This is a genomic window from Paenibacillus sp. W2I17 (assembly GCF_030815985.1).
Taxonomy (GTDB): Bacteria; Bacillota; Bacilli; order Paenibacillales; family Paenibacillaceae; genus Paenibacillus.
Genome location: NZ_JAUSXM010000001.1, coordinates 5636621 through 5655106, shown reverse-complemented (window position 1 = coordinate 5655106; position 18486 = coordinate 5636621). Strand labels below are relative to the sequence as shown.

General features: G+C 46.5%; 17 protein-coding genes. 1 reads left to right on the top strand and 16 read right to left on the bottom strand.

What is annotated here, in order from left to right:
* Positions 1-122 precede the first annotated feature (122 nt).
* Complete coding sequence (locus QF041_RS25195; protein ID WP_307416079.1) at positions 123-1016, top strand: MaoC family dehydratase; 894 nt, start codon at positions 123-125, stop codon at positions 1014-1016.
* Here QF041_RS25195 and QF041_RS25190 read toward each other — a convergent pair.
* From QF041_RS25190 to QF041_RS25115, 16 genes are all read right to left on the bottom strand, one after another.
* Entirely contained in the window at positions 1013-2182 is a 1170-nt protein-coding gene (locus QF041_RS25190) for an acyl-CoA dehydrogenase family protein (RefSeq protein ID WP_307416078.1), read from the bottom strand. The genes QF041_RS25195 and QF041_RS25190 overlap by 4 nt on opposite strands.
* Before the next feature lie 54 nt (positions 2183-2236).
* Positions 2237-3373, bottom strand: coding sequence for a glycosyltransferase (locus QF041_RS25185; RefSeq protein WP_307416077.1), 1137 nt, complete (start codon positions 3371-3373; stop codon positions 2237-2239).
* Entirely contained in the window at positions 3363-4595 is a 1233-nt protein-coding gene (locus QF041_RS25180; protein WP_307416076.1) for a sugar efflux transporter, read from the bottom strand. The genes QF041_RS25185 and QF041_RS25180 overlap by 11 nt, the downstream gene beginning before the upstream one ends.
* A gap of 18 nt (positions 4596-4613) precedes the next feature.
* The gene (locus tag QF041_RS25175; RefSeq protein ID WP_307416075.1) at positions 4614-5822 is read right to left on the bottom strand and encodes a glycosyltransferase; all 1209 of its coding nucleotides are present in this window, start codon (positions 5820-5822) and stop codon (positions 4614-4616) included.
* A gap of 40 nt (positions 5823-5862) precedes the next feature.
* The gene (locus QF041_RS25170; protein WP_307416074.1) at positions 5863-6720 is read right to left on the bottom strand and encodes an SDR family NAD(P)-dependent oxidoreductase; all 858 of its coding nucleotides are present in this window, start codon (positions 6718-6720) and stop codon (positions 5863-5865) included.
* A 13-nt stretch (positions 6721-6733) separates the two neighbouring features.
* Positions 6734-7912, bottom strand: a complete 1179-nt coding sequence (locus tag QF041_RS25165) for a thiolase family protein (RefSeq protein WP_307416073.1) — start codon at positions 7910-7912, stop codon at positions 6734-6736.
* The gene (locus QF041_RS25160; RefSeq protein ID WP_307416072.1) at positions 7909-9414 is read right to left on the bottom strand and encodes an AMP-binding protein; all 1506 of its coding nucleotides are present in this window, start codon (positions 9412-9414) and stop codon (positions 7909-7911) included. Before QF041_RS25160 ends, QF041_RS25165 begins: the two co-directional genes overlap by 4 nt.
* Positions 9411-11051: an adenine deaminase C-terminal domain-containing protein gene (locus QF041_RS25155; RefSeq protein ID WP_307416071.1), complete on the bottom strand. Its 1641-nt coding sequence runs from the start codon at positions 11049-11051 to the stop codon at positions 9411-9413. Before QF041_RS25155 ends, QF041_RS25160 begins: the two co-directional genes overlap by 4 nt.
* 107 nt (positions 11052-11158) lie before the next feature.
* Positions 11159-11962, bottom strand: coding sequence for an energy-coupling factor transporter transmembrane component T family protein (locus QF041_RS25150; RefSeq protein WP_307416070.1), 804 nt, complete (start codon positions 11960-11962; stop codon positions 11159-11161).
* Between the two features lie 2 nt (positions 11963-11964).
* Complete coding sequence (locus tag QF041_RS25145) at positions 11965-12828, bottom strand: energy-coupling factor transporter ATPase (protein ID WP_307416069.1); 864 nt, start codon at positions 12826-12828, stop codon at positions 11965-11967.
* Positions 12813-13622 (bottom strand): energy-coupling factor transporter ATPase, encoded by an 810-nt coding sequence (locus QF041_RS25140; RefSeq protein WP_307416068.1) that lies wholly within the window; start codon positions 13620-13622, stop codon positions 12813-12815. Before QF041_RS25140 ends, QF041_RS25145 begins: the two co-directional genes overlap by 16 nt.
* Positions 13623-13699: 77 nt before the next feature.
* Positions 13700-14272: a biotin transporter BioY gene (locus QF041_RS25135; RefSeq protein WP_307416067.1), complete on the bottom strand. Its 573-nt coding sequence runs from the start codon at positions 14270-14272 to the stop codon at positions 13700-13702.
* A gap of 72 nt (positions 14273-14344) precedes the next feature.
* Positions 14345-15328: a zinc-dependent alcohol dehydrogenase family protein gene (locus tag QF041_RS25130; protein WP_307416066.1), complete on the bottom strand. Its 984-nt coding sequence runs from the start codon at positions 15326-15328 to the stop codon at positions 14345-14347.
* Positions 15329-15551: 223 nt separating this feature from the next.
* Positions 15552-15881 (bottom strand): cytochrome o ubiquinol oxidase subunit IV, encoded by a 330-nt coding sequence (gene cyoD, locus QF041_RS25125; protein WP_091019256.1) that lies wholly within the window; start codon positions 15879-15881, stop codon positions 15552-15554.
* Positions 15882-16502 carry a cytochrome o ubiquinol oxidase subunit III gene (cyoC, locus tag QF041_RS25120; RefSeq protein WP_091038523.1) on the bottom strand — a complete coding sequence of 207 codons (621 nt, stop codon included), beginning with the start codon at positions 16500-16502 and terminating at the stop codon, positions 15882-15884.
* Positions 16503-18473, bottom strand: a complete 1971-nt coding sequence (locus tag QF041_RS25115; protein ID WP_091038522.1) for a cbb3-type cytochrome c oxidase subunit I — start codon at positions 18471-18473, stop codon at positions 16503-16505.
* Positions 18474-18486 lie beyond the last annotated feature (13 nt).

Sequence of the window (18486 nt, the reverse complement as noted above, 5' to 3'; positions counted from 1 at the left end):
ATTATGTATCTTTTGTGTACCTTTATTTTCGAAAAAAGAAATTTCTGCGATAAAAACATTTATGATTCTAACTGTCTTCGATATAATACAAGACATGGTCAGTCAAAGGAGAGATGCAAGCTATGGATTACCAATCGTGGATCGGAGTACCTACTCCTCCCAAGAAAATGGTTATTACCACAGATCAGATTGTCCAATTCACGCAAGGCTTTCCAGAAGAATTTCGTCCCGACGCAAGATCCATTCCTCTCACCTTTCCGATGATATGGTGGCAACAGACACACTTACCCTGGATGGACCTGCCTGGGAAAATTATGATCCATGGTCAACAATCTTTTACATACCAATGTAAATTGAAGTATGATGCAGCTTTATTTTACCGGATTGAACTTGCAAACGTACGCGAAACAACTGGATCTATGGGGAACATCCATCTCCTTGATTGTACAATGAAAGTTACGGACGTCATGAAACACCCCGTACTCGTTACTAACACCACATTAATACTTCTGGACTCTCCAGCGTTGCAGCCTTCGTATTCCGAACTCGAGCCTGTGTATCCGCAATATCCCTCGGAGATATATTATCAGTGGGATGGGAAACACCGTCCCTCATCTGGTGAGCTCCTGTTCGACGCTTGTCTTGGAACCATAACCAGCGCTATGCTCATAGCCTATGCAGCCGCATCGGGCGATAACAACGCAATTCATTTGGACGTTCTCAAAGCACATGAAGCAGGTGCACCTCGCCGAATTGCACAAGGTATGCTTATCGGTGGCATGATTGGAAACCGACTACAAATGCTGGGGTTGGATAACTGGATTCTATGCGATATAAAATACCGATTTCGCTCACCCGTGATGGAAGGGGACGTCGTCCGTGTCCTCGTGAGTGTCATCAACACGGATAACCTCTCCCATCTGGAATGCAGTATCACAGTCTATGTTGAACATCGAGCGGGTGTTCCGTCTGACTTGCTAGCCTATGAAGGATCCGTTCGTTACATGGCCCGTTAATCCCACTCTCCAATTCGGACATGACCCTTGAGCAGATTGCGGGAAATAATCATGCGTTGAATCTCGTCTGTGCCCTCGAAGATTCTCCATACTCGCATTTCCCGATACCAACGCTCGATCGGCAAGTCCTTCGAATATCCGATTCCGCCAAAAATCTGAAGGACCCGATCCACAATATCGTTTGCTCTACCTGCACCGTACAACTTGGACATCGTCGCATGATGTCTTGCATCCAGCCCCTGCTCCACCCTCCAAGCCGTGTATAATACCAGCCATTTCAGAGCCTCCAGCTCAACCGCAGAGTCGGCAATCATCCATTGGATGCTCTGCCGGCTTGCCAACTGCTCTCCAAATGTCGACCGTTCTTTAACATAGTCAATGGCCATATGGATCAGCCTGCCAGACGCACCCACAGCAATAGCCGGAATCACCCAACGCCCTCGACTGATCCACTGCATTGCTGTTGTTAACCCCTGCCCCTCTTCACCGAGCACATTTCCGTTTGGCACGAACACGTGGTTAAACGTAAGTACAGAAGGACTTTTATCCCCACCCATCGTAGGAATCGGCTCTGACGTCCATCCCATGTCCCGGTCCACCAGAAAACAAGTGATCCCTTTGCCCGGCTCTGCCTGGACATCAGTCACTGCAAAAACAATCGCAAAATCTGCCTCGTTTCCATTTGTGATAAATACTTTCTCCCCATTGAGTACCCAACCATCTGCCACACGCTCAGCCCTCATCTCAATTCGACTTGCATCGGAACCTGCCGAACGCTCCGTTATTGCAAAACAGGACTGCCTCTCGCCCGCAATAACAGGAAGCAAATACTTGTTCTGCTGTGTCTCGTCGCAAAGGTACAGGATATTGTCTGCTTCCCCTCCGAAGACAAACGGAATACACGTGCGTCCTAGCTCCATTTTCAGGAGTGCACTAGTGACCGTTCCAAGATTTGCTCCCCCATACTCTTCTGGTGTCTCAATACCCCACAGGCCCTGTGTTTTCGCCTTTTGTTGAAGCTCTCTAATCTGCCTAAGTTCGATCCCGGGTCTTCCCTCACGCTCGTTACGCAATAATTCAGGTTCCAACGGAATCAGTAGCTCGTCCACAAAATGGCGTGCGGCGGATTGAATCTGCTTCTGTTGCTCTGTCAATTCAAAATTCATGTCAACCTCCCATATAAAAAGTCATCGTTTGCGGCCATAACAGCTGATCCATGATCACTTGAAAATTTCATGTTTCACAATTCCCCTGACTGCATACTGATGATATAAGTCGATTAACTGATCTTCCGAAGGATGCTCGTAATACAAAACATCAAATTTTTCGTTAATACATTGGCAAAAGATATCCAGGTCCGATGATGGTGTCTTATCTATAATCAACACTTCTCTATACGCAGCTTCTGCCGAAATGGTCTGGATCAGTTCCGGGCCCTCGGCATAGACAACAATGATGCTGACAGGTAATCGATCCCCCTCGTAACCCTGATGTGCTCTTACAACCTTCTCGAAGCGAATATAACAATCCCACCATGATTTTCTAATTCCTGGATTAAAAAATTCTTTTAAGATGTTTTGCGCCTGTACTTCAAACATCGGATGACATTCGAGGAAATGATCCAGATTCGTTTTCCAACCATCATAACGATTCTCATCAAACTCGGAAGGGTGAAAGATATGGAAGGTTAACGCTTTTTTGTTCAATACGAACGTTCCCCCAGTCTGTTGCAGACGATAGCCAAGCTCACTGTCTTCCAACCCCCACCCCTTGAACCCTTCGTCAAACATACCCGATCGGATCAGTATTTCTCTGTTTACCGAGAAATTGCAACTGAAAGACAGATGCCACGCTGTGCGGAATGCGCTTCCATTTTCCGAAAAACGTTCCATGAGCTGAAATCGTTCATCTGCTTCTGATGATGTAATAGCAGTATGCACCCATCCCGGATTTAACGATGTTATATCAATGCTCTTTTCACTCAAATATCTTCGAAACCCTATAACAAGTTTCCCCTCGGCCAGCTTGTGCACTCTCAAATGCTCATAGATAAAGTCCGGTCCGGCGAGTTGATCTCCGTCAAGGAAGACGATCACATCTCCATTCGCGATAGTAATCCCCTTGTTTCGTGCCGCTGCCCGACTTGATTGCTCTGTAGAAGGAATGTAGTTATATCGTATAGGAAAATCATACGTAAGCCCGTCAATCATCTCTCCCGTGCCGTCTATAGACCCATTATCAATAACAACAACTTCGTATTGATCTCCTTCACACAAACGTTGTCGAGATAAGGAAGTCAAACAGGCCTGAATCACTTCTTTCTGATTATGCGATAGAATAATTACACTAGCTTTCATACGTATCTCCTCCCACATGCCGTACTACCTTTTTATTTGCGTTTGGCACCAATAATAATACAAATCCCAGGAAGGCAAGTGCTGCCGAACAGGCAATCACTATTTTAAAACCAAAATAATTTCCGACTCCTCCGGCTAGTAATCCACCACCCATGGAACCAATGATGTTTGCATTGTTGTACAACGTTGTGGCCGTGCCTGTCATTTTAGGAACCAAATCCTGAAAAAACGTCATTCCAACTCCAAGTACAATCGCGATAAAAATGGCACTGAATATCTGGATAGCAATGATCTGCCATCCCGATTGGGTAAACCAAAATAGTGAAAAATAGGCGACTCCAAACAATCCCGCGCATTTCATAACTGTGATACTACCAAACCTTTTGGCCAGTATTCCCAAAATGATCATGGTGGGGACCTGCAAGGCTGCGTTAACACCCGAGATCATGCCAACGTCCAGCTTCCCGCCTTGCAACTCTTGCGTAACATATAAGGGAGTTACAATGCCCCCCATCGTATTAGCCAACTCAAATGCCATAAAAGCAAGTAATGAAAATATAATCTGCGGCGCCATCAGCAGGCGCTTGAAACTGCGTACGGAGTCAGATGATAATTCCGTTCCACCCCCCGGTTCCCGACTCTCTTGTGCTCGAATCATCAGTACAAATATGGCAACGAGCATGTACATCAACGAAACAACCAGAAACAGGCCTGTGTACGAGAACTGGTAGATTATAAAAGACGCCATTACAGGACCAAGAATCCAGGCCAGAGACACCAGAGCTCGCAATACAGCCATAACAACGGTGACATCTTCACTCGCCTCCCTCTCGACCACTTCTCTCGCAAGAGCAAATAATTGCGGAAAGGCCGAGAATGACAAGGCCATGAAAGTACAGGAAACCAGCATTAACACAATGTAACTATCCGTATTTGCATAGAATACATAACCTACAGAGGCAGATACACATGATCCAACAATGATCCACTTGCGCACAGGCCTTTTATCGGACAATCGACTAAAAAGCGTACTAATGATAATGCCGCTTAACGATCCACACGCCATAAAGATCCCTAATGATAAGGGGCTCATTCCTGCCCGTTCTACTCCGAATAATGGCATGAATGGTAGCGTTAACCCGTATCCCAAACCAATAAAAAAAATGCACACGGATAATAAAAGTAAGGCCGGGCTTCTCAGGACAACCAAAAGACTTTTCAATAGAACCTTGCCCCCTCTTTACAACAACCGACGAATGAGTTCAGCTGCACGCTCGGCTCCTCCGTACTGCGAAGCACAGACGTTTTCCTTCAGCGCCACAGCCTTATCCATGTCTCCATTAGTCATCATCGCGTTAACGGTCTCAGCTAGAGCAGACCCCGTAACCTCATCCGGGGACATTACTCTGCCACCGCCAACGTCCTGTAACTGCTTGGCGTTAAACTCACGTTCTGCCCAGGTCGGAATGACCAACGACGGCGTGCCTGTTAAGATCGTTGTCATGCAACTACCATGTCCGCCATGGTGAATCATGACATCGCTATGCTCGGCTGCCATAACTCCCGATACATATGAGGTGAAGTGTACATTAGGGGGAACATCCACGCTGTCCCCTTCCAATGGATTAAAACCAGTAGCAATCAAAAGTTCCGTCGAAGTGTTACCGAGTGCTCTAACGGCTTCCCTGAAAATATGACCACCACTCTCCACCCCCCATTCCACGAGACGACTTGTGTACACAAATACACGAGGCCGCCTGTTGTTGTCTGATTTCATCAACCAGTTCGCAGGCATTCCTGTCTCATTTGTATCTCTCCATACCACGGGACCGATATATTCAATTGGAACGGGCTGCTTCCCGATCTGTACCGGATCAAAATCCGGTATGCTCGGAAGAAGGGCAAGATTACCCGCCAGAAATGTGAGAATGTTGTCCGTTTCAGGCAGACCATACTCAACCAACGCTCCGTTCAACACATTCGTGACATCTGGTATGTCTCCATATAATCCATAATTCGTTGTAAAAGGAAGACCTCCTGGAAGTGTGCTGGACTGATTCATAGAAACGAGAGGAATGCCCAGCTTACAGGCAATGAACGCTGCGGGGACACTCGAATCGGAAATAACAAGGTCCGGTTTAAAACCGATGGTTACCCGCAGACGAGCTTCAAGCTCATTTCGCATGTAAACAGGGTCCGAGTACCCCATCATGGACAAAAAGTGATTCATATCCTTGAAGCTTGGGTGGAAAACCTGTCCCTTGGGAGCAGGAATAACTGGAATCGGAATATAGGTAAAACCCATCTGTTCCATCGCGACCCCGGCATTTCCCCAGATTGTGAACGCCACCTCATGTCCCATCTCTCGTAACTTTAGTGCTATGGGAAGACAACGATTCACTCTCCCCATCCCGGCCATCATCCCAATAAAAATGCGTTTTTTCTTCAACAAAATTTCCTCCATCAATTCGTATATTTCGGAAATAGTTCTACACTTTCACGTAGGCTGACAACACTTGCTCAAAGAGTTCGCCTGCTTCCCAACCGTTCTCCCTACTGGATTGGGTGGCAACTATACGGTGCTCTGGAGGGGACCACACACCGATCTTTCCACCATTAACAGAGAAGATCTGACCGGTAACCCTACGGCAACGCGGCAGACATAAGGAAAGCATCAATTCGGCCACATCTTCCGCTGAACCTACTTTCCAGTACTCGGGAAACGGCTCACCTTTCATTTCGGCGGTCTGCTTCGCCCGTTCGATATAGGGCATTGTCATGTCAGTACGCGCTGCGGGAGAAACTGCATTCACATTAATGCCATAAGATTCAAGTTCCAGCGAAAGTGTCCACGTCATGCCTATCAATCCGGCTTTGGCAGCACTGTAATTTAATTGCCCGATCATTCCGGTCAAGCCCGCCACGGAGATCATATTAATAATGCTGCCTTCCCTTCGTTCCCTCATGCTCGGCAGAGCGGACCGGATACAAGCAAAGGCTCCCTTAAGATGCGAATTCAATACAAGATCCCACTCGGTTTCACTCATTTTATGGGCCATCTTATCGTGAACAACTCCGGCGTTGTTCACCAGGATATCAATCTTGCCGAATTCGCGAAGACCCTCCGATATGATGCGTTCACCACCGGCCATGCTTGCGACGGATTCAACGACCCCAATAGCGGTCCCACCCTGATCCCGAATCAACTGAACAACGTCCCATACCCCACCTTCTTGTACACCGTTGACAACTACCTTGGCTCCTTCTTGTGCCATACGTATTGCGGTTGCACGCCCAATTCCTCGGCTGGAACCCGTAATGACTGCTACCTGTCCCTCTAACAACAAAGGCTGTTTCCTCCTATTCGCACTTCTCCCACATTGATGCAAGCCCGATCCCGCCACCAATACCCAGTGTTGTGATTCCCCGAGCCCCCTTTATATGCCTCATCTCGTTGAATAGACGTGTAACCAGAATAGCTCCCGAAGCACCGAACGGGTGTCCAAGCGCCAGTGCCCCGCCTCCCACATTGACAATGTGAGTTGGAATATGCAGTTCTCTTAAAGAGGCCAGGACTTGTGAAGCGAACGCTTCATTGAATTCCACAAGATCAATGTCTTCCATTGCCAAGCGATTTCGGCTGAGCAACTTGGTAACGGCAGGAACCGGACCGATACCCAAGTAGTTCGGGTCAACCCCCACTGCCACACTGTCGATAAATTTCATTAGGGGTGTAAGTCCTAACGATAATGCTTTTCCCATTGACATGATTAAAACGATAGCGGCACCATCATTCAATGGACATGCATTACCAGCCGTCACTGTACCATCCGGTTCGAAAACAGATGGCAATGCTGCAAGCTTCGTAAGTGTTGTATTCGCCCGAGGACATTCGTCTGTATGAATGATTCTAAGTTGCTTACCCTCCGGGATAGACAATGGAACGATTTCGTTGTCGAAACGCCCGCTTTGTATTGAAGCAATCGCTTTCTTATGACTGGAAAGCGCATATTCGTCCTGGTCCATTCGAGTCACACCGTACTTTTTAGCAACGTTGTTAGCCGCCTTCCCCATATCCGGATCTCCGATCCAATCCGGAGAGAATCTTGTGCGAGTGATTACTTGAGGTACTGCACTCCCGTACAGAGACAAGGGTTTCTCCAATCTCCAGGGTGCACGACTTGTGCTTTCGACACCACCAGCCAGATACACTTCCCCGGCACCTGATTGAATCAGCCTCGCTGCTAAATGAATAGCTTCAAGACCAGATCCGCATTGACGATCAATCGTCACGCCAGGGACCTCTACTGGAAGTTTGGCTTGTAACGCGGATAACCTGGCGATGTTACCTCCCCCGCCTACTGCATTCCCCAATAGAACATCATCAATGTCACCGGGGGGGATGGGAATTTCGCTTAAAATGGCCTGAATGACTTCTGCAGCCAGTATCTCCGGCGGTGTCTCCTTAAACATCCCCCCGTATTTGCCGATTGCAGTTCGCTTCGCGGAGAGAATAACAGGAATCAACATATTGTTCATATCTTTATTTTCAGTAACTCGTTCAGTTTTGTTCGCGAAATCTTTCCACTCGTTGTATAGGGGAAGGCATCCACCCGTATAATTTCCTTTGGACACTTGTAGGTAGCAAGCTCACGACGGCACAATGATACAATCTCATCATCACTAACCTCGCTACCCATTTTGAGCTTGATAAGTGCGCTCACCTTTTGGCCCCAGTATACATCGGGTACACCTACAACGATGACCTCCTCAATGCCTTCCAATGTTAACAACAGCTTCTCGATTTCCTCCGGATATATATTAAGCCCTCCGCTAATAATCATGTTTTTCTTTCGACCAACCAGATATAAATAGCCTTCGGAATCACGTGTTGCAAGGTCTCCCACAGTTGCCCATTCACCATGTACAACTTGGCTGGTTTCTTCCTCGGAACCATAATATCCGGCAAAGATCATCGGGCTCTTCACAAACAATTGCCCTACTGTACCTTCGGTTGCTTCCGTACTATCCGCTTCACGAATGGATACCTGCACACCGGCAAACGGTTTACCGATTGAATCAGGCTTATACCGATTTCCTTCCGGATCAAGTACTGTGACAAAGCTTAGCTCGGATGCACCATAAAATTCATACAAACCTGCATTTTCAAATACCTCTGTCACCTTCCGTTTTGATTCTGGCGACCATTTATCACCTGACGTAATGAGAGATCTGACGGATGGCAGCGCAGTAACTGAATCAGAAGCCATGAACGCTTTGTAGAGTGCTTCAAACATCGTAGGTACCAGATAAAGATGTGTAACTGCATGTGTTGCTAACGTCTCCAATACGTATTCCGCTCGGAATTTGCTTGTTAGATGGAATGTCCCGCCAATATACAACGTTTGAATGCACGCATATAACGTAAGTGAATAGACCAAAGAACCCGGCGCCAATACATGGTCTCCTGCATCATGCACGAATGTTTCACGCGCATATGCAAAGCTCTCGATCCATGAACGCTGAGAACGGAGATAGCCTTTCGGTCGTCCGGTCGTCCCAGAGGTATATCCCATGTAGAACAGGCTATCTTCAGTTGAGGAACGCTGCGGTTCGACTTCTTCCCTTCTGAGAGAACGAGGTTCACCTGTATCCACAGTAATCACCCTTGTTGACGATGGAATATGAGGTATTCTTGCTTTGAACTCCACATCTATGACAAGCACACGAGGTTCACATTCATTAATAACCTCCGTCAGATTTGCATCGCTCCACTTGGGATCAAATACAGCAGCACACATTCCAATTTTGGTGGCTGCAAGAAAGTATTCGATCATCGCGGCACTATTGTTCATCAGCAGGCCGACAAGAGGAAGTTCATCGGCTTCGAAATCTTCCTCAGTAGCCAGAATTGTATTTGCTGCCAGCTTTATTCCATGGTATAGTTCGGCGTACGAAATCTGCCGGACATCTTCAAAGATGGCAGTTTTCTCTGGATTCTGGGAAGCATGTATGCGTATCGCATCAGCCAGTAACATCATTTCACCTTCCTTACTGTATTAACTAAGGGGGTAGCCGGGAGCACTATCTCACCTGTTTTAACCAGATACAACCCTTTATTCGATACACGAATATACGGCAAATGTGAAGCTGTCAGAAATAAAAGAGAATACAGAGGATCACCAAATCGGTAACCGTGGACACGCATTTTCTCATTGAACTGATCGACACTAGCGCCGATTGATGCCACGCTCTCCAAGCTCATAGCTCCACTGAGAGGAAGAGGAATGTACAATTGCTCCCCATCCACAAAATATACTAATATACCTTCCCCGCGAAGTTCCAACTCCTGAGACGCTTCGCGCATGGCAGACAGAGATCGCCCAAGCAAAAGTGTATCGTTCGAAGCGTTGTACGTACTTGCTAATGCCTTGACCCCACACGCAAAACCTTTGATTCGGGTATTGATCACCCAACTTCCGTTAACATCCAGAAATGTCATCCAGTTCTCATCTGTTCCCAGTTCCGCTCGGGGATCAAAATGGTACGATTGGGTGATGACATCATTCACCAGTTCAATACCGGTGTCGGTTAGAGTTTCCATCTGGTCCAGCCTCAGGTTAACGATCGTTCGACGAGACGGAAAAGTGGAGTGCAGCCAAGTGCGTACCCCTGATTCATCTGGTTTCATCACTCGTGTCTGATTATGGACCACCCACTCACCTCGTTGCAGGACATGCAGTGGCTCAGGTTCATTTATGGAGGTTAAGATGTTCAAACAAGCCAGCCTGCCTGGTGCAATCCCGCCTAAGTCTTCATCCAGACCGTAATATACTGCCGGATTTAAGGTAGCAAGACGATAGGCATCCGCTACAGGTATTCCCGTGTCCAGACAGATCTTGATCATGCTGGCACAGCTCGTCTTCTCCACATAGTTCGGTGACGGTCCATCGCTGGTTAGCATCATTCGGTTCATATTGAACCGGGAATCACCTTTCATCCCTTTAAGGAGGTGTGGCAAATCAGGACGAATAGATGAGTATCGAAGAGAGGCGTATAGCCCCGCTTTTAATCGTCTAAGTACATCGTCGGCATGAAGAGCCTCGTGATCAGCTGTGATGCCCGCTGCAGCCATGGTACTTATTTTTTCATAAGAAACGCCAGGCAAATGTCCTTCCGCTCTCATCCCATAATGAGCCTTCGTAAGATAAAGCTGCTCTAGCAATACTTCGTCGTTCGCCAGCAGTTTGGGCCATTCGGTCAGTTCCCCGCTCTGTATCACAAGGTTATGTTGCAGCCACTTTTCCATAGTCATTGGATCAGCTCGATCAGGACGGTCAATGTTACACCACCATAGGAACATATGGTGACTTGTCTCCTCCAACTTCTCAATGAATGACAAAGCTTCAGTTCCTAGAAACGTTAACAAAGACAGATTATCATTAATGGACAAGACCGTACCTTTTTGTAACAGAGCTTCTCCCCAAGTATAAGGGTTGTACATTTGGCATGGGTGTGCATGAGGTTCAATATATCCTGGAACAACAACTTGACCTTTCTCCAATTCAACGACCTGGGTCTGGTCTGAAGTGGGTAGTTCCTTCGCTCCAACGTAGGCAATACGACTTCCGGACAGATAGATATTCGCTTGTTCAACTTCCCCTGTGTATACGTTCAAGTAAGATGCCTGCCTAAACCACATTGTCGCAGGCTGATCACCTTTAGATACTGAAATGAGTCGGTGATATTCATGTAGGGTTGTCGGATAAATTCTCATAGCTTACCTCACTTTCGTAATGCCAACAAAAGTGCGAAACAAAAAATGGATATGATCACCACTTTATAGTCGAGCTTTTTGAAAGCTAACGTTCTCAGTTGCGTTCGATTCATGCCTGGGCTATATCCGCGTGCCTCAACGGCCAGTGAAGCACTTTCGGCTTTCTGGAACGCTAGCAGAAGGATAGGAACTACAATTGGGATAAAACTTTGCAGACGACGAACGATATTACCGGAATTAAAACGAATACCTCTTGCCCGCTGTGCCTTCATCACGTTGTCGGTTTCATTCAACAGGATTGGAATAAAGCGGATCGTCCACGAGATCATCAATGCAAATTCCTGTGTAGGAACACCCAGCCGCTTGGCAGGCTTCAGCAGATCTTCAATAGCCTGTGCGAGATCACCCAGCTTTGTCGTAAGCGTCAACAATGAAGCGATGACGAGAAGAAGAATGATGCGAATGGCTATATTACCTGCTTTAATGACACCTTCCTCGTAGATCGAGAATACTCCCGCTTCAAGCCATAACTGTCCCCCTTGTGTCAGAAAAATGTGAAACACAGATGTGACAATGACTATTAGCCAAACAGGTTTCAGTCCTCTAATAATATAGGAGGGTGGTATTTGCGATATAGTGACTACACACGCCACAAACACCGCAGACAATGCGTATGAAGGCCATGAGTTCAACAGCATGACAGACAACATGAACAGGAACGCGATGACGAGCTTCGCTCTTGGATCAAGTCGGTGAATGATGGAGTTTCTGTGGACATACTGACCAATGATAAAGGATTGAGATAAGGACATAACTACAATTCCTTCCTCTGAAAAAAATCAGCAATATATGACAAAATCCATTCTTTCTTTACCGACTCCAGCTGCAATTCAACGTTCAATTTTACATTTATGGCCTCCACGAGCTGGAGCGCTTTAGGCAGCTTTAATCCCATATCTTTCAACTCATCTTGATATTCGGTGAACAATTGGAGCGGAGTCGTATGTTGTTGCACTTGACCACGTTCAAATATAATCACTTCTTCGGCGTACTCAGCAACAGTCTCCATATCGTGCGTCACCATAATGATCGTACTCCCCTGTTCCTGCTGCCAGGAACAAAAGAGTTCCATCAGCTGCTCTTTTCCTTCCGAATCCAACCCTACCGTTGGCTCGTCGAGAATAAGTACCTCCGGGTTCATCGCTAACACACTTGCAATTGCCACTCTCCGCTTCTCTCCGCCACTCAATTCAAACGGTGATCTATTGCAGAAAGATTCATCCAGACCTACCATGTGTAATGCATCCAAGCATGTACTACGAACTTTTTCGGCCGACCAGCCCAAGTTCTTGGGACCAAAGGAAATGTCTTTTAATACCGTATCCTCGAATAATTGATGCTCCGGAAATTGGAATACAATACCTACTTTATCGTAGAGAACGTGCGTTTTCTTTCGATCGGTTGTCATTCGAAAATCCCCTATATCAACTGTTCCATTTGTAGGTTGCAGAAGTCCATTGAGCAGCTGTACAAAAGTTGACTTGCCTGATCCCGTTTTCCCCACAACAGCAAAAATACGGTTATCGCCCATGGTGAGTGTAATGTTGCTCAATACGTTGTTCTCCAGTGGTGTTCCAACATGATACGAGAAGTCCACTTCTTTTAGTGTAATTTGCATAGATCATCCACCAAATCTTCCAGAGTGAGTGCTGAAGAAGAGTGTAGCCCCTTCCGGTTCAATGTCTCTCTTGCCTCGACGACAAAAGGAGCCGTTATCCCGGGAAAACGCCAGTATTCGCCCTGAAACAAGGCCTCGGGCGATCCATCATAACAAATGTCACCCTGATCTAGTACAATAACCCTCGAAGATGCTGCAATCTCCTCTAAGTCATGCGTAATCGTTACAATCGTAATTCCTTGTTTATGCAACTCTCCCATCAGCAATGCAATCTGATCTTTGCCTTCCGGGTCGAGCATGGAGGTAGATTCATCAAAAACAATAACTTCTGGTCCCATAGCGAGAACTCCCGCAATAGCGATACGCTGTTTTTGCCCTCCTGATAACGAATATACATCGGAATTATAATAATCCAGCATTCCCACTTGCCTCAATGCCTCTGTTACATGACGCTCAATATCTTCAGTAGGAACACAAACGTTTTGCAGGCCGAAGGCAATATCTTCAAACACTGTAGATGCCACAATTTGATTCTCTGGATTTTGAAAGATCATTCCAATTCTCTGACGAATGATACTTAAATCATCTTCATTGGATGTCACATAATCATTAAAAGTTACTTGGCCTGTGGTTGGAAGGATTAACCCGTTCATTAACCTAGCTATGGTGGATTTCCCTGCTCCATTCCTTCCAGCAAACGCTACGTATTCACCAGAACGAATATGAAGGTTAATATCGTTTAATATTGTTGCTCGATTTGCATAACCAAACGTTACATTGGAAAAATGAATCACTGTAGTACCTCCATCACTTGGCGCGATTTACTTGTACAGAAGTGCTTAGGAATGTGCAGTCTCTGAGTATCATGATGTTAGACCCCCGGAGTCTGCCTCTTCGTATCCTGGATCATTGTAGGACTTACCTTGAGAATTCTAACAGCAATAAGTGAAGCAAGCACTGCTTTGAGCAGGTCGCCTGGAATGAAAACAAGGTTGCCTATGATAGCCTGTGTAATTGGTACATCCGTTATAAAGGACAGGAATGGAACACCCACTGCATACACAACAAGGATTCCGCCCACGATGTTGCTCAGTAGAAAGTTCCAAAATTTAATGCCTGCAACGGATGTACGTTGAACTAGCAACCCAATCACAAAAGCAGCAATCGGATAACTAAGAACATACCCGCCTGTAGGTCCAACCAGAACACCCAAGCCCCCTCTGCCACCGGACAACAATGGAGCTCCTAAACCGATCAGAACAACAAAGAGCAAGAGACTTACCCCTCCCAATCGGGCACCAAGGATACTGCCTGCCAGCATCACGCCCAGCGTTTGAACTGTAATTGGCACAGGTATAAATGGTAGTGGAATCGGAGGTAACAGTCCAAGTACTGCAATAACGGCTGCCATAATCGCAGTAAACATCATATCTTTAATCTTCACAACAAGGCCCCCAATATGAATTAGTTGTTAATTACGCATTCTTTATGTTGAGTTTTTTCCAAGTCTTATGTACTACTGTAATAAGAGAACCTTCCCCTCGATACCCGATTCAGCCGCTGCAATAGCCTGTTGTACATTCGTTAGGTCATACGTCGCCCCAATGTTTGCCATGACAAGCCTCCCTGCTCTGACCAGCTCCATCACCTCATGAAATACCTGTTCCCAGCGTTCTTGCGAACAGCGTTCCACCCAATGCTTTAACCAGAAAAGTTTCACATGAACTTGTGTTCCCTGGGTTGCTTCATGCCATAACGGTGTGATCCCCGAAAGTAGTCCTACACTGATGACCGTACCATTTGGCTTAAGGTAGCTCACCAATTGTTCCCCGTCTGTCCCTCCAATACAATCCACTGCTGCATCAGCACCGTATCCATCTGTTAATTCCGCAATTCTAGCCTGTAGCAACTCTTTCGTCGTATTGATAACAGAAACTGCTCCAAGACGATACAGTTCAGCAGTATGACGATCATCTCTCGTAAGCGCAATCAATTTAAATCCATAGATTTTTGAGATCTGTGCAAAGATTCGCCCGATCGCAGATCCCCCTGCATTCACAATCAGGGTATCATCATACGTAAGCTTAAGTACCTCTGTACAGATCAACCAAGCCGTAACCGGATTAATATAGAGCTGACTGGCTGAGTGATCATCGATATCATTCGGCACAATAATCGTATGTCGATCCAAAGTCTTCACGACGTCCTGCCAAGTATTCTCGCCTTTTAGCGGCAAGACACGGCGCCCCAACATTTGATTGGATACTCCCGGTCCTACTGCTTCTACCACCCCCACACCCTCAAACCCGGGAACAGCTGGTAATCGAGTACGATGCGGGTAAGCTCCTCGAACAGGAATAATATCGGAGGGATTAATAGGCCGAGCATACATCCTCACTGCTAATTCACCGGGGCCAGGGAGTATCACATCTTTTTCTTCCATACATAACACTTCGCTTGGTTCGCCAAAACGATAATAACGGATTACCCTAGCTTTCATTGGTACATCTCCTAAAATAATTTTGCTAAAATAGCCTAGCTAAAATATTGAATATATTGACAGTGTATAACAATAGTATCACTGGTAAATTATTTCATCAACGACTTATTATGATATAATCCAACTTTTTTTTCATTGAAATATGCGATAACTTCTGCTTAGAAAAAAAAAAGAGCCCCACAACCTTGAATTCCAAGGTCGTGAAGCTCTTTCATCATATCAATTAATGTGCAACAGCATTGTTAAGCATAATCCAGATCGAACCAATTACGATGGTCATCATAATCAGTAATCCGAAAATAAGGGCCATGACATTCCAGCGTGGTTTCTCTGTTTCACGGATATGCATGAAGAAGAAGAGTTGAACCACAAACTGAAGTGCTGCTGTACCAAGAATCACGATGAGTGTTCCTGTTTTGCCCATCATGTCGTTCAAAACCACCACAAGTGGAATGATTGTCAGTACGACGGACAGAATGAAGCCGATGACATAAGACTTCAGTGAGCCATGTTGTTCATGGCCGTGGGAATCATGTGAGTTGTGCTCTGCCATCTACATCACCCCCATGAGATAGACGATCGACAGGAGGAAGATCCATACGACGTCCAAGAAGTGCCAGTACAAGCTGATGACGTTGATCTTACCGCGAGTAACGTCGGTAATCCCACGTTTTTTCAGTTGGAACATGAGCCCGATCATCCAGATCAGACCAAGCGATACGTGAAGTCCGTGAGTACCCACGAGGGTGAAGAATGCACCAGAAGCCGCACTCGTCGTGTAACTAAAACCTTCGTGAACCATCTCAACAAACTCGTAAACCTCCAGGGCGATAAAGCTTGCACCCAGAACAGCTGTAACAATCAGCCAATTAATCAATTGTTTCACTTTACCCTGGTTCATTGCCAGAACGGCAAGTCCGCTCGTAAATGAACTCGTGAGCAAGATAAATGTCTCGGCGATAACGCCAGGCATTTTGATCAGTTCGGACAAAATCGGTCCGCCCGCCGAATTGTCACGCAACACAATGAAGGTTGCGAACAATACGGAGAACAAGATAACGTCGGAAATCAGGAAGAACCAGAATCCGAGAATTTTCATTTCCTGTGGATCATGGTGGCCATGGTCATGACCATGCGCATGATTCTCACCGTGCTTAGCGGCTGCTTGAGCCATCTATACCGACCCCCTTAACGACGCTTCGGTACGCTTAATTTCGTCGACCGGAATGTAATAATCCGTATCGTAAGAGAATGAACGGGCGATCATACAGATGCCTACGCCAGCAAGTCCGAGAATCGCCATCCACAGCCAACCGAATACGAAGCCGAAACCAGCAACGAACCAGAAGACAGACATGATGAACGGAATCGAGGAATTCTTCGGCATGTGAATCGGCTCAAGCGGTTGCTCAGGCGGATAGATGCCTTTGGCACGACGTTCTTTCTCTTCCCACCACTCATCGATATCATCTCCGCGCGGTGTAACAGCGAAGTTATATTCAGGAGCTGGTGAAGGAATCGACCACTCGAGCGTACGACCATCCCATGGATCGCCGGAAGCTTTAAGTGTTTTGTATTTGCGAATACCGTCTGCAATTTGTGCAACTTGGAACAAGAATCCGACACCCATCAGGAACGCCCCGATTGTGGATACGAAGTTCAGTTCCCACCAGCCAGTATCCCAGCCGTATGTGCTCAGACGACGTGTCATACCCATCAGACCGACAGCGTACTGCGGCATGAAGCAGACATAGAAACCAATATTCCAAGTCCAGAATGCCCATTTGCCCAGTTTCTCTTCGAGTTGGAAACCGAACATTTTAGGCCACCAGTAATACAGACCAGCGAAGTATCCGAAGACAACGCCACCGATCAATACTTGGTGGAAGTGGGCAATCAGGAAGTAACTGTTGTGGAACTGGAAGTCAGCAGGAGCAACGGATAACAGAACGCCTGTCATACCCCCGACAATAAAGCACGGGATAAAGGCAAGTGTCCACATCATCGGAGTCGCCATGCGAATCCTTCCTCGATACATGGTAAACAGCCAGTTAAATATCTTAACCCCTGTTGGAATAGCAATCAACATCGTAGTTACGGCGAAGAATGCATTCACGTCCGCTCCTGAACCCATCGTGAAGAAGTGATGCGCCCATGTGAAGAAGGACAGGAAGCTGATAATTAACATTGCAAATACCATTGACTTGTAACCAAACAGTTTTTTCCGAGAGAAGGTACTTACAATCTCGGAGAACACACCGAATGCCGGCAAGACGACAATGTATACCTCAGGGTGACCCCACATCCAGATCAAGTTGATATACATCATTGGGTTACCGCCCAGATCAAGTGTGAAGAAATGCGCCCCGGCAAACCTGTCGAGGAATAACAATGCAAGTGTCACGGTCAAGATCGGGAAAGCAAACAAGATAATGATACAAGTGGAGAATACCGACCATGTGAACATCGGCATTTTCATCCATCTCATGCCTGGCGCACGCATTTTAATGATGGTAACCAGGAAGTTGATACCGGTAGCCAGGGAACCGATACCCGATATCTGTATACCCCATATATAGAAGTTCTGTCCGACCCCCGGACTGTGTGACAGCTCCGATAGAGGTGGATAACTCAGCCATCCCGCATCCGGTGAACCACCGATAACGAAGGACAGGTTAAACAGCATTGCTCCCAGGAAGAATAACCAGAAGCTCAATGCGTTCAGAAACGGGAAGGCAACGTCCCTTGCTCCGATCTGTAATGGCACGATAACGTTAAATAAACCAAACATAAATGGCATCGCCATGAACAAGATCATGATCGTGCCGTGAGTTGTAAAGACCTGATTATAATGTTCAGGATGTAAGAAATCCATGTTAGGCATAGCCAGCTGCAGACGCATCATCAATGCATCCACACCACCACGGAACAACATGATAATGGAAGCAATGATATACATAATACCGATCTTTTTATGATCGACGGTAGTTAACCAGTTACGCCAGAGCCAGCCCCATTTTTTGAAATAAGTCAGCACCGTTACGATAGTAATCATCGTAATACCGATGGCCACGTCTGCTCCATAGATCAGCGGGTCGCCAGTTACGAAAAACTCCGATGCAAACTCTTTAAGTCTCTCTAACATTGGGGGCCTCCTT